Origin of the sequence: Acinetobacter lwoffii, assembly GCF_022967985.1 — a bacterium.
Classification (GTDB): Bacteria; Pseudomonadota; Gammaproteobacteria; order Pseudomonadales; family Moraxellaceae; genus Acinetobacter.
Genome location: NZ_JALJVC010000002.1, coordinates 138,589 through 151,830 on the forward strand (window position 1 = coordinate 138,589; position 13,242 = coordinate 151,830).

Here is a 13,242-nt window from a genome sequence, read left to right on the forward strand (position 1 = left end):
ATCTGTAGATAAGTGAGAGATCAGATGCCTGAAATACTGCTGAAATACTGTGCTAGTTTGATTCTTATGTTGGGCATGGGAATGACAACACTTGTTTCAGCAGAAACGGCGACGGCTACAGATACTGAAGAAGTCATCGTAGCCCGTGAAATCTTGCAGCCTAAAAATAATAATCAAAATACTCAAACTCAAAATACAGAAACTGCAGCATCACAACCACAAATTGCCAATGACATGGCGGAAGGGCAGCTTCAGCGCGACTTGCCCAGCCTGAATGAACCGGTCATTGATCAGGCAAATTTACTCAGTCCCGCTGAAAAACAGCAACTCACTCAGCGCATTCTAAAACTTTATAATGAAGGCAAAGGGCAAATAGGTGTAGTCATTGTTCCGACCACGGGGCAAGAAGATATTTTTGATTATTCCATGCGTGTTGCTGAAGCCTGGCAATTGGGTTCGGCTAAACGTGATAATGGCTTATTGATGACCATTGCGATGAATGAACGCCGTATTCAGATCCTGACTGGCTATGGTTTGGAAGGCGTTATTCCAGATATTGTCGCAGGGCGAATTATCAATGACAAAATTACACCATTTTTTAAACAGGGCCAGTATGCTCAAGGGATTGCTGCAGGTCTGACTGAAATAGAAGGGATTTTAAATCTGGATCCTGAAATTGCAGAACAGGCGGCAGATGAGCTGAAAGAGCGTCAGGAACAGGCTTATCAGGCACAAAAAGCCAGCAAGGCGACGTTCAGTAGTGTGCTGTTTATTATTGTCGCAGGTGTCATAGGTTCCATGATTTTCGGCAGAAAACTGAGCGCTGCGACTGCCGCAGTTGCAGGAACGGCTGCCAGTCTAGTAAATGGCATGGGTTTGCTTGCAAGTTTGATGATTGGTGCAGGTATTTTCTTTTTATTGATTACCTCTATAGCCCAGCTGATTTTACATGCCTTCTTGGCCGGTGGCGGCCGAGGCGGCGGTAGTGGCCGTGGTGGTTTTGGTGGCGGCGGCTTCGGCGGGGGCGGTGGAGGTTTTGGCGGGGGAGGAGCATCAGGCTCATGGTAACAACTACAGATACAACAGATATAGTCACGCAGCCCAAACTGGAAGAACATACACAGCCAAGCTTTAAACGCTGGCTCAAGCATTTCTTTTATATGCCGGCAACCAAGCGCTTTTTTTCCAAGCAGGATCAGCATGCGATTGCAGTTGCGGTCGAAGAAGCTGAGCATGAGCATGTAGGGGAAATTCAGGTGGTGATCGAAGGCTGTCTACCTTCACGATCCGCCTATTATCAAGATACTTTATGTCGGGCCCGACAGTTATTTGCTGAAATTGGCGTTTGGGATACCGAATATAATAGTGGAGTACTGCTGTATTTGAACCTCTGCGAGCACAAGGTTGAAATTGTGATTGATCGTGGAATTAAAAATGCAACGACCCAGCAAGTCTGGGATGAAATCTGCCAAAATATTATTCAGCATTTAGTCCGGCAGAAGTTTAAAGAAGGGGTAATTGAGGGCGTAAAGCAGATAGGACAGGTTCTGGATCAGTACTATGATCGTAAAATAGATGATTTAGAAAATGAATTAGGGAATAAACCGATTATTCTGGGGTGATTTTAGTCAACTAACTGACAAAATTTGTCAGTTAGTTACACAAAAGAAAACACAAAAATTACAAAAATAAAAATATTTTTTTAAACTGCTGTTTTTTTTATTAAAAATATTATAATAAAAATTGGCACACTTAGTGCTAAATATAAAATTAAGCTAAATGAGCTTTTCTTTAGGCTTATAAATAAACAAAAAACATTTGTGGAGAATGTTATGAATACAGTACAAAAGGGTTTTACCCTTATTGAATTAATGATTGTTGTAGCAATTATCGGTATTTTGGCTGCTGTTGCACTTCCTGCTTATCAAGACTATACAGCACGTGCAAAAGTGTCTGAAGTAGTATTGGCTGCATCAACTTGTCGTACTGCGGTTTCTGAAGCATCACAAACAGGTTTCTCAGCTGCTCGTACAGCAGCAGATCAGTTTGGTTGTGGCGAAGGTGGTGGTCCTAATAGTCCACTTTCGCAATATGTAGAAAAAATTTCAACTACTACAGCTGGCGTAATTAGTGTAACAGCACGTAATATTAGCCAATTAGGAACTGATGAGATTGTAGAATTCCGTCCATTCTCTGATCCTGATGCTCAAACAGCAATGGCCGCGTCTGACTTCTCTCGTGGTACAGGTGGTACACTTAAACCAGTTAAAGCTTGGACTTGCGTAGGTAAAAGTGGTTCTGTAACTAATGGTATTGAAGATAAATATTTGCCAGCATCTTGCCGTTAATATTTAGAACTTAAAAAATAGGAGGCTTGCCTCCTATTTTTTATATTTAAAATAAATTAGTTGAACTTTTATGTTGATAATCAATATTATAATATTTTCCCTATTAATTTTAGCTTGGTTATTACCGAATCATTATTTGCCTTGGTTATCTGCTTATCAAGAGCTTTGTATGTTTCTTGTAGCATTACTTTTTATTTTTCTACTTATTTTAAAAAATAAAATTTACGTACCAAAAATTGCATATGGCATCTTTTTAATTTTCCTAATCCCTATAATTCAGTTTTTTTTAGGAATTATTCATAATTTAGGTGATGCTTTGCTAACCTCAATGTATATAGGATTCTTCTTAATTGCATTGATCGGGGGTTATAGTATATCTAAATTAAAGCATAAAAATAGAACAAAAATATTAAATTTTTTTCTTATATCATTTTTATTTTCATCTATAGTTTCTGTAGGCTTACAATTCAATCAATGGTTACTTTTAGATGGAAACATCTGGATCGTTGATTTGGCACCAAATGCAAGACCATTTGCAAATGTGGCTCAACCTAATTTATTAAGTACATTGCTTATAATTGGACTATTTTCAGTATTTTATTTCTATGAAAATAATAAAATAAATAAGTTTTCTGCCAGCTTGGCTGCAATATTTGTTCTTTTTGGTATAGCATTAAATTTTTCTAGAACAGCATGGGTTTTCTGCATTGTTTTCATTATTTTCTATTTATTTAAAAAACGTACTATAAAAGATGAATTCTATTTAAAAACTTTAAGTGTTTTTATTTGGAGTGGAGTCTTTTTGATTTATTTATTACTCATTCCTTATTTGTCGGAAAAATTAGGTTTACTCTATGAGGTTGACTTAAATAGACGTGTAACTAGCGGTATGGAGCGTCTAAATATGTGGTCTCAAGTATTAGATATTATTCAGCAGCAGCCTTTCTTGGGGTATGGTTGGAATCAATTAAATATTGCTCAAATGAGTGTGGAAAATATAAATTTAAATCATCCTATTTTTGGATATAGTCACAATTTTGTTTTAGATTTACTCATCTGGAATGGGGTATTAATTGGTGTAATTTTGGTGGGTATAATGGGGTATTTTTATATAAATTTATCTATAAAAATAGATCAAAAAAATGATTTAATATTATTGGCAATTATTGGGATAATCATATTGCATAGTATGTTGGAATATCCATTTGCTTATTCCTATTTTTTAATTCCTTTAGCTTTTTTAACAGGATTAGTTTATGGTAATTATTATTGCAATCATATCACTCTAAAAAAATCAAAAATTTTATCTAGTATTCTAAATATAGCTTTGACTAGTGTACTCCTTCTAACAGCTTATGAATATTTAAAAATTGATCCAGAGTATCAAGCGATGCGATATGAAAATGTTCAGCTAAAAGATAGAGAGCCTGGACAGGAAGAGCAACAATATTTGATGCTAACCAGCATCAATGATTATATTTGGTTCGTTCGATACCCTTTACAATCCGGTATGTCAGATTTTGAACTACAAAGAGCAAAGCAGGTCGCTTTTAAGAAGCCAGGAAAAGCAGTATTAATTCATTATGCTAAACTTTTGATCTTAAACAACAGAGTTGATGAGGCACAGTTTGTAATCAATAAATATAATGCATTTTATCATTCTAAATTAAAAATAAGTGATCTTAAATTTGATATAACTCACAATTAATACAAAGCAATGAAATTTTTTTGCACTTTATTTTTAAAGTTATTGATTTCATGATTTATTTTTATTGGTACTATTCTAGCTTTATCTTTCTTATAAGTTTAACAAGGTAGGTAAAGTTATGGAGAATGGGTTTACTTTAATCGAATTAATGATTGTAGTGACTATTCTAGGTATTTTATCCTTTATCGCATTGCCTACTTACCAAACTTATATCATATGTTCTAAAATAATTGAGGTGTTAATGGTTGCAACTATTTTTAAAATAGCAGTCACAGAAGCCTCACAATTAGGTCTTTCTGATTTGCCAACAACATGTAAAGAATTCAGTTGTGGTACTTTAGCAGGTGGTGAATCTCATTTAGTTGCAATTCTCTCTACTGTTATGAACGGTGAAATTTTGATAGAAGAACAAACCATATAGGAATTTAGGTCGGCAAGTTTATACTGAGCTAATTCTTATAGTGATGCAATGATGTAAGTTTTATCACAAGTGCAAGACTTTGTTATCTTTATCTATAAGGTCGTAAGTAGGTGGAAGTGTCAAACTAAGGCAGATGGCACTGGTATTCCATTAAAATATTTACCTATGAGCTGTCAATAATTTAGTGGTTATCAATATAATGAATCCTAGACTTAAGTTTTTTTTAAAACATCTTTCTTGCTCACTATTAATTGCTTTAATTGTTGTGGGAATAGTTTTTTTTGTATGGTATCCCACACCATTGGCATCTGCTGTGGGGGTGACAGATATATTTTGGATGCTTCTAATAATAGACGTTATACTGGGCCCAGTACTTGGTTTTATCGTTTATAAAGTCGGAAAAAAGACTCTCAAATTAGATTTAACGGTAATCATTTCTATTCAAATTTTAGCTTTTATTTATGGTGTTTATAGTTTAGAGCAAGGGCGCCCAGTTTGGATTGTATATAGCGTTGATCGCTTTGAGCTTATTAGAAAAAATGATCTGATTAAAAAAAATATTAAGCAAGCTTTACCAGAATTTCAAAAGGAGTCAATGCTTCATCCAAAATTTGCAACCCTAGAGTTTGCAAAGGATCTAAGCAAGCGCAATGATGATATGTTTTTCGAGGTTTTTACAGGAATTTCACTTTCACAAAGACCTGAATTATATGTGAATTTTAATTCCGTTAAAATGATTAACAAAGCACGCTGGAAGTCAATAAAAGATCTTAAAAGCTATAATGAGTCTTCATTAGTAGATAAAATCTTAGTAAATTATCCGAATGCAAATGCTTATTACCCACTTAAAGCTCATGCTAGAGATATGGTTGTGTTAATTAATAAAGAAAAAGCTGAAGTCATCAAAATCGTCGACCTCCGTCCATGGAACTAATTTCTTTTATGTAGCATTTAAAAAAGCAGATTACCTTTTAATCTGCTTTTTGTTTATCATGTGCCAAACTTCCATTGCCTGATATTTCCATGAAATTCACGCTTGCCCTCATCGCAGCAATCCTGATCTCCCTTGCGTGGCTCATGCCTATTCACTACCGCCCGTGGGTTACCTATACGGGTGAGCTGTATGCATTTTTTGCATTATTTGCCTTGGCTGCAATTTTTTTTAAAGAAAAATTAAGAATACCAGTAGTTGGTTTGCCATTATTAGTGCTTGCCTGTGTCCCGCTGATTCAATTTCTTATGGGGCAGGTATTTTTCTTTAGTACTGCCATGATGGGCTTTATCTTTGTCTTTAGCTTTTGGCTCTCAAGCGTGCTGGGTTATAACTTTTCTATAGGAAATTATAAAAGGGAAGAAACTTTTGCCCATTTAAGTTATGTGTTTCTAGCTTCAGGTACGCTGACAGGAATTATTGCGATATGCCAATGGACTAACTTGGACGCGACTTTGCCGGGTATGGTGAATATCAGTGGCAATCAGCGGCCCTATGCTAATTTCGCTCAGCCCAATAATATGGCAACTTTTTTAGTCATGGCATTGATGAGCTGCCTTTACTTATATGAAAAGAAAAAAATTCAGACCAAGTGGCTATTTGCCTGCGCTGCATTAATTGTTATGGGGGTTGCTTTAAGTCAGTCACGTACGGCCTGGGTAGCCGCGATCGCGATTATCCTGTATCTAGGTTTTTATCAATATAAAAGCGTTATTCGACTGAAATGGTATTACAGCATTGCTTGGTTCATTTTCTTTATTTTCTGCATTGTGGCTTTTCCATTACTCAGTCAGCTCGCTGCACAAGCGATGAATACGGACGTCGTACAAAGCAGGGATGTGGTATCTCGTGCTACGGGAGATATGTCACGTATTGCGATCTGGCAGCAAATGATTGCCGCGATTCAGGTTCAGCCATGGTCTGGCTATGGTTGGTATCAGACGAGTGCTGCGTTCGTTTCAATCAGCGATACCGTACAAGGACCTGTCTGGGTTCGTAGCGCGCATAATTTTATTATCGATTTCCTGCTCTGGAATGGATTGATCATCGGTCTGCCGTTCTTGGCCTACTTTGGTTATCTGGGCTATCAGTTACAACGCTGGGTGAATACGCCAGAATCAGTGATCGGTATTCTCATGATGGGGGCTTTTCTTACCCATGCCATGTTCGAGTTTCCACAGCATTATGCCTATTTCCTGCTACCAGTCGGTTTTATTCTGGGTACAGTTTTTGCGCAAAATCCAAAGATCAAAACCATTACTTTACCGGCATATGCTTTGCAACTGACTTGGGAAATTGGTTTAGTAATCTTACTGCTGATTTATCGGGATTACGACGTTGCAGTACCAAAACTCGGACAAAGTATTCGTTATGAAAAGCAACCTGAAAAAATCACCAATGAAAAACCAATTTATTTGCTGACCGAGTTTAATCATCGCATTGCCTGGATTCGTCTGAATCCTTATAGCAAAGCGTCTGCTGAACAGATTCAGGAAGGTGAACAAATGGTCTTAAGTTATCCAACCAAATATAACCTGATCAAATATGTCAAACTTTTAGCTTTTAATGGATATGAGGTGGAAGCCAAGCACCAGCTGCAGCGCTTAAGAACCATTCAGAAAACTGAAATGAGTTATGAAGAATTAATGCAGGATATGCCTCGCTAATATAAAAAGCCAGCAGATGCTGGCTTTTTCTTGGCTTAATTTTAAGTTTAGAGCTGACTTTGAATATAGTTTTCAATGCCAATGCTTTCGATCAGATCAATTTGCGTCGTGGTCCAGTCTAGATAGTTTTCTTCTTTCTCTAGGATTTCCTGAACCAGATCACGTGTTACATAATCCATTTGGGTTTCAGCCAATGCCACTGTTTTCTGGATGGCTTCAATATTCTCTTTGACTTTGCGCACGTCACAATGCAGCACTTCTTGAGTATGCTGACCAATATACAGTTTGCCCAGATTTTGTAAATTCGGCAGACCTTCCAAAAATAAAATACGTTCAATAATTTTGTCGGCATGTTTCATCTGAATGATGGATTCTTTATATTCTGCCGAGCCCAGTTTCTCAATGCCCCAGTCATTAAACATGCGCGAATGCAAGAAATACTGGTTAATCGCGGTTAGGTGGTGATACAACACCTGATTGAGCTGATTAATCACATCACGATTGCCTTTCATTACATCACTCCATTTAAACCTGTTTATCTTTCTAAGAAAGCGTTTTAACTCTGATAGTAAAGCAAGTCAGTGGACAATGGCGAGTAATTTATGGAACAGCAAATGAAAATCGCAATCGAATCCATCCAGACTCAGATGAGTGGCAATAAAAACCCGCCAGAGTCAAAGGCGGGGGAGGAGTAATGATCGAAGATCATTGTTTTTCATTATGCTTATAAGGAGAAATATTTTTAATTTATGCTGCAACTGCCAGCCGTGCTGCAATTTGTGAAACTTCATCACTGATGATCATACGGGCTTCTGGTGCACAGCGGCCACAGCAAGTTCCCAAGTCCAACATATCGCGGACATCACGATAACTTTCAGCGCCATTTGCAATAGCATCTTTAATGTCTTGATCTGTAATGCCACGGCATAGACAAACGTACATAGGACACAACCACAGTGATTAAATAAGATAAGTAATATTATTGATAATTGTTATCGTTTGTCAATAAAAATCATTTGAAATAGCTTTTATCATGATTGATGATTTAGATAAAAAATCACTGCCTGAGCGGAAATCCAAGTACTGCTTAGATTTCCGCACAAGAGTGATTTGTGATTTAGAATGAGATATTGCAGGGCGGGAATTAAGTGGTTTTTATAACTTATTGATTAATGATGACAATACCATCCATTTCAACCAAAGCATCTTTAGGCAGGCTGGCGACACCTAAAGCGGCACGTGCTGGATAGGGCTGGGCAAAATACTCACCCATAATTTGATTGACCAGTTGAAAGTGAGATAAGTCGGTCAGGAAAATATTCAGTTTGGCAATATCTGCCAAAGAGCCACCAGCGGCTTCACAGACTGCTTTTAAGTTATCAAACACCCGGCGAATTTGAGCTTCAATGCCTTCAACCAGTTCCATACTATAAGGATCCAGGCCAATTTGACCTGATAGATATAAGGTATCACCCACTAAAATGGCTTGCGAATAAGTGCCAATCGCAGCAGGGGCATTTTCAGTATGGATTACTTGGCGGGACATTAATTTCTCCTTTTATCATCGACATACATCATATTCGATCAATTCGGCCGATCAAAGCACTATCGTTTTAAATGATTAACTCGCTTTAGAGGCTTCACTGAAAACGACGGGCTGTGCCAGGCGGATAATTCGCGGGAAACCGAAATACATGCGTAAATCCCGGATAATCTGTGCAATCTGTTTACGGTTATGCACCACGATATTGACGTAAGTTTTGTCATCCTGAGTGCGCACCATTTCCACCCCGGAATGCGCTTTACGACATTGGTAAATCAGGTCGGAAATCTGTTCGTCATTCATGTCCAGGTCAATGCTGAGATAGGCAGTAAAGCTGATATCTTCCAGATCATCAGAGGTCCACTGCAACAACATGATATTTTCTGGATGCTGATGCTGTTCATGCAGCAGGTTATGGCAGCGCGCACGATGCACAATCAGACCGCGACGGGTCAAATGCCCCTGAATTGGATCACCCAGCACAGGATTGCAGCAATGTGCATATTTGACATCGACACCTTCCGTTCCCTGAATCAGACGGTCTGAGCTGGCAATATTCTGATGTTGATCTTGGGCAAATAAATGGTTGGCCACCAGTTGCGGTAATAAATCACCGACTGCAATCTGTTCAAACAGCTGTTCCTTGCTGGAAACATGGCGCCATTCCAAAAGGTTCTTCCAGTCTGCTTCCGTCAGATCACGAATGGAACGATGGAACAGTTTCAGTGCACGATTGAGTGCCTGTTGTCCGACCAGACGTTGCTCATCTGGATCTTGATCGCGCAGAATATTCTGAATAGCACGACGGGCTTTCTGGGTATTAATAAAACTGAGCCAATCCGGATTCGGGGTGGCGAGGACATCGGTAATAATTTCGACTACCTGACCACTCACTAAAGGCGTTGAAAGCGGCTTAGTTTCATTGTTAATTTTTGCACCAACGGCATGGTTGCCTAGGAATAAACTTGCGGCATAAGCAAAGTCCACCGCCGTGGCACCTTGCGGCAATTCATGTAAATGACCGTGCGGGGTATAGACCCAGATTTTTTCCTGATGTAAATAATCCAGTAGTTCACTGAAAGTGGTTTTGGCACATTCACCATCGACCAGGACATTCAGATTCTGCATCGAGGCCTGAATCGCAGAGCGGCAGGCCTGCGGCGCACTTTCACCGAGCACAACGCCAAAGCGTGCCGCTTTACGCATGAGTTCTGTTTGAATGGTGAGCGACAAGGTCGTCTTTTCGCCTTTCAGTCGCATCATCAGGGACTGGTTGCCACCCGGTAATGGACGACGGATATGGTCTTCATAGCTTTGAATCTTAAAGCTATGGGTCAGAATCTCTGCCAGTCGGTCACAATCGGCAATGCTCTGTAAAATAATTTCAAAAGCATGGCTGTGAGTTAATTCTTGTAGATCGATGTCATTTTTAACGAAGTGGCGCAGTAGCTCAATATTGTTATTTTTCTTCTTAATTCGGCCCTGAATGGCATTCTGTTGCAGCAGTTCGGTCAGGTTCTTTTCCCATTTTGCCTGATATTCACAGCGTTTGGGCTTGGTTTCCAGTAGAGCAGCCTGCACATTGTTATACATGTCCAGATCTAGATTCTGATAACAAAGATGTTCCAGGTTATCAGCCATTTCATTCATGCCGACAATACGGGCCATTGGAACAAAAATTTCAAAGGTTTCGCGGGCAATACGTGCACGTTTGTCTGGACGCAGTGCATCCAAAGTGGTCATGTTGTGATAACGGTCGGCCAGTTTCACGATAATGACACGTGGATCTTGTAGAGTCGCTTGCAGGATTTTCCGGAAAGAAGCCGCTTTATTATATTCTTTATCACTGGAATGGCTCAGTTTGGTGACACCATCGACCAGTTCAGCAACGGTAAAACCAAAAATCTTGCTAATATCATCTTTGTTAAATTCGGTATCTTCAATCACATCATGCAGCAGGGCAGCCATTAAAGTTTCAGTATCCAAACGCATATGCGCCAAGATACAGCTGACCGCAATCGGATGTAAAATATAAGGTTCACCACTTTTACGCACAATCCCGTCATGCGCCATATCTGCATAATCACAGGCCGCAAGCACACGTTCGACATCGCTTTCACTTAAATACGCATCGATAATGATCTCTAACTGCTGCTTGGCTTGACTGACCTGTGGGCCTGGCATAAAACACCTTTTCAACTGAATTTTTTACAAATAAAACCTGAAAGCACTTTAGAAATGTGAATTTCCTGGCTTGATGGTTTTTTGCTGCTACAGAGCAGAAAACCAATACAAACTTGATAGCTAACCCTTATGTTATAACCGTTCTGGCATAAATATAAAAGTCACATAACAAAAAAAGCCTAGTTTAGAACTAGGCTTTTTCAGTGACGATCTCTTATTGGAAAGAAAAACCGTCTAAGTTTAGATTATTTGCAGAAAGTGCAAGGTCTAGACTTGATGTTTGATAGTCTTGATCACGTTGTTTCAAAATATCTTTTGAGACATGACCTGAAGCGATTTCACGTAAAGCAACAACAGTCGGTTTGTCATTGTCCCATTCTACAGTTGGTTCAATACCTTGACGTGCCAATTGACGCGCGCGCTTGCTTGCCACTAGTACAAGCTCAAAGCGGTTGTCTACATGGTCTAAACAATCTTCAACGGTGACGCGTGCCATAAGAATTCTCGTTTGAATAATAAATTTTAACAGACTGCACAGTATAAAAGGCTTTGTCTATAGACTCAAGTTTTAATCACTGTTCAGTTGGTGTGATGAGCTGCTGAATCAGTTTTTCATGACGGTTGGCCTGTTGCGACAAGGTCAAGCGGTTAGCGATAATGACCGCTTCCAGGTCATGCAGCGCCTTATTAAAGTCATCATTGATAATAATATAGTCAAAGTTGCTATATTGTTGCATATCTTCTACCGCGCAGCTGAGACGATGTTCGATCACATCCACCGTGTCGGTGCCGCGGTTAGACAGGCGTTCACGCAGGTCAAACTGGCTTGGTGGCAGAATAAAGATTTGTTTTGATTCAGGAAATAAGCGACGGACCTGCTGTGCACCCTGCCAGTCAATCTCGAGCAGGACATCATGACCTTTGGCCAGTTGTTCTTTGACTGTGGCTTGCGCAGTACCGTAGTAATTACCAAATACTTCGGCGTATTCGATAAAACCACCTTCATTGACCAGATTTAAAAAATCGTCTTTGTTGGAGAAATGATAGTGTACGCCATCGAGTTCGCCAGGTCGTTGACCGCGTGTAGTGTGTGACACAGAAACGTGAAGATTGTTGACACGCTCAAGTAGGGCTTTAACAAGGGATGTTTTGCCTGTTCCAGACGCTGCAGAAACGACAAACAATAGACCCGACATGATATTTTTCCTGATATGATAAAATATCTTCTCTATTTTAGAGTAGAGCGGCTTTAAACTAAATAGTTGTCAGTCGATTGTTTACATTTATTTCAATTGAACCGCTAAAAATGGTGTGAGTATTGAGGATTCTATGGAAATTGTTTTAGCCAATCCGCGTGGTTTTTGTGCTGGTGTAGATCGTGCCATTGCGATCGTGAACCGTGCCCTAGAATGCTTTAACCCACCAATTTATGTGCGGCATGAAGTGGTGCATAACAAATTTGTGGTGGATGACTTACGTCAGCGCGGTGCGATTTTTGTCGATGAGCTCGACGAAGTTCCTGACGATAATATCGTGATTTTTAGCGCACATGGTGTTTCTAAAGCGGTACAACAAGAAGCTGAACATCGTGGTTTGAAAGTTTTTGATGCGACTTGTCCCTTGGTGACTAAGGTGCACATTGAAGTGACGAAATATGCACGTGAAGGGGTGGAAGCGATCCTGATTGGTCATGAGGGCCATCCCGAAGTTGAAGGCACCATGGGGCAATATGACAAAAAAAATGGCGGTGAGATTTATCTGGTTGAAGATGAAGAAGATGTCGCCGCTTTAACGATACGCAATCCTGAAAAAGTGGCTTTTGTCACGCAAACCACTTTATCAATTGACGATACAGCGAAAGTGATTGATGCTCTGCGCCAGAAGTTTCCGCTGATTCAGGGTCCACGTAAAGATGATATTTGCTACGCCACACAAAACCGTCAGGATGCAGTGCGCGATCTGGCTGAACGTTGTGATGTGGTTCTTGTAGTAGGGTCTCCAAACTCGTCTAATTCAAACCGCCTACGTGAGCTGGCGGAACGTATGGGTAAAGCGGCTTACCTAGTCGATAATGCCGATGAGCTTAAGCAGGAATGGTTTACAGGAAATGCCCAGATTGGGGTAACAGCAGGCGCATCTGCACCTGAAATTCTAATTAAACAGGTCATTCAGCGTTTACAAGATTGGGGTGCACAAGCGCCTAAAGAGTTGGATGGACGGGAAGAGAACATTACCTTTAGCCTGCCTAAAGAGTTACGTATTCCTGTAACACAAGCCTAGAATGTTAACTGTTTAACATTCTCTTTCTTTTTTAAAAATAAGCAGATAACTGGAAAATGACAGTTATCTGTTTTTTTATGCCTTTTATCTGCTCTGTGTA

At 39.6% G+C, this 13,242-nt stretch carries 14 protein-coding genes; 8 read left to right on the plus strand and 6 right to left on the minus strand.

The window, feature by feature from the left end; translation table 11 throughout:
- Nucleotides 1-24 precede the first annotated feature (24 nt).
- The 7 genes from MWG72_RS02080 (at nucleotide 25) to MWG72_RS02110 (ending at nucleotide 7,135) form a co-directional block, all read left to right on the plus strand.
- Nucleotides 25-1,068, plus strand: a complete 1,044-nt coding sequence (locus MWG72_RS02080; protein ID WP_247143125.1) for a TPM domain-containing protein — start codon at nucleotides 25-27, stop codon at nucleotides 1,066-1,068.
- On the plus strand, nucleotides 1,062-1,622 hold the full coding sequence (locus MWG72_RS02085; protein ID WP_005248353.1) for a TPM domain-containing protein: 561 nt from the start codon (nucleotides 1,062-1,064) through the stop codon (nucleotides 1,620-1,622). Before MWG72_RS02080 ends, MWG72_RS02085 begins: the two co-directional genes overlap by 7 nt.
- A 210-nt stretch (nucleotides 1,623-1,832) precedes the next feature.
- Nucleotides 1,833-2,348 (plus strand): prepilin-type N-terminal cleavage/methylation domain-containing protein, encoded by a 516-nt coding sequence (locus MWG72_RS02090; protein ID WP_247143126.1) that lies wholly within the window; start codon nucleotides 1,833-1,835, stop codon nucleotides 2,346-2,348.
- A 70-nt stretch (nucleotides 2,349-2,418) separates the two neighbouring features.
- Complete coding sequence (locus MWG72_RS02095) at nucleotides 2,419-4,056, plus strand: PglL family O-oligosaccharyltransferase (protein ID WP_247143127.1); 1,638 nt, start codon at nucleotides 2,419-2,421, stop codon at nucleotides 4,054-4,056.
- A 118-nt stretch (nucleotides 4,057-4,174) separates the two neighbouring features.
- A complete protein-coding gene (locus MWG72_RS15505) occupies nucleotides 4,175-4,477 on the plus strand; it encodes a pilin (RefSeq protein ID WP_276520246.1) in 303 nt (100 codons plus the stop codon).
- A gap of 199 nt (nucleotides 4,478-4,676) precedes the next feature.
- Nucleotides 4,677-5,411: a TfpX/TfpZ family type IV pilin accessory protein gene (gene tfpZ, locus MWG72_RS02105; RefSeq protein ID WP_247143128.1), complete on the plus strand. Its 735-nt coding sequence runs from the start codon at nucleotides 4,677-4,679 to the stop codon at nucleotides 5,409-5,411.
- A gap of 89 nt (nucleotides 5,412-5,500) precedes the next feature.
- A complete protein-coding gene (locus tag MWG72_RS02110; RefSeq protein ID WP_247143129.1) occupies nucleotides 5,501-7,135 on the plus strand; it encodes a PglL family O-oligosaccharyltransferase in 1,635 nt (544 codons plus the stop codon).
- Between the two features lie 47 nt (nucleotides 7,136-7,182).
- On the opposite strand, the gene bfr is transcribed toward MWG72_RS02110, so the two are convergent.
- The 6 genes from bfr to gmk all read right to left on the minus strand — a co-directional run bounded on the left by bfr (nucleotide 7,183) and on the right by gmk (nucleotide 12,058).
- The gene (gene bfr, locus MWG72_RS02115; protein ID WP_247143130.1) at nucleotides 7,183-7,647 is read right to left on the minus strand and encodes a heteropolymeric bacterioferritin subunit Bfr; all 465 of its coding nucleotides are present in this window, start codon (nucleotides 7,645-7,647) and stop codon (nucleotides 7,183-7,185) included.
- Between the two features lie 235 nt (nucleotides 7,648-7,882).
- Nucleotides 7,883-8,077, minus strand: coding sequence for a bacterioferritin-associated ferredoxin (locus MWG72_RS02120; RefSeq protein ID WP_004644972.1), 195 nt, complete (start codon nucleotides 8,075-8,077; stop codon nucleotides 7,883-7,885).
- Between the two features lie 220 nt (nucleotides 8,078-8,297).
- A complete protein-coding gene (locus MWG72_RS02125; protein WP_004644973.1) occupies nucleotides 8,298-8,681 on the minus strand; it encodes a RidA family protein in 384 nt (127 codons plus the stop codon).
- 75 nt (nucleotides 8,682-8,756) lie between these two features.
- A complete protein-coding gene (locus MWG72_RS02130) occupies nucleotides 8,757-10,862 on the minus strand; it encodes a RelA/SpoT family protein (RefSeq protein ID WP_004644974.1) in 2,106 nt (701 codons plus the stop codon).
- Between the two features lie 214 nt (nucleotides 10,863-11,076).
- On the minus strand, nucleotides 11,077-11,358 hold the full coding sequence (gene rpoZ, locus MWG72_RS02135) for a DNA-directed RNA polymerase subunit omega (protein ID WP_004281186.1): 282 nt from the start codon (nucleotides 11,356-11,358) through the stop codon (nucleotides 11,077-11,079).
- Between the two features lie 76 nt (nucleotides 11,359-11,434).
- On the minus strand, nucleotides 11,435-12,058 hold the full coding sequence (gene gmk, locus MWG72_RS02140) for a guanylate kinase (RefSeq protein WP_247143131.1): 624 nt from the start codon (nucleotides 12,056-12,058) through the stop codon (nucleotides 11,435-11,437).
- Between the two features lie 133 nt (nucleotides 12,059-12,191).
- Between gmk and ispH the strand changes: the two genes are divergently transcribed.
- Nucleotides 12,192-13,142 carry a 4-hydroxy-3-methylbut-2-enyl diphosphate reductase gene (gene ispH / locus MWG72_RS02145; protein WP_247143132.1) on the plus strand — a complete coding sequence of 317 codons (951 nt, stop codon included), beginning with the start codon at nucleotides 12,192-12,194 and terminating at the stop codon, nucleotides 13,140-13,142.
- Nucleotides 13,143-13,242 lie beyond the last annotated feature (100 nt).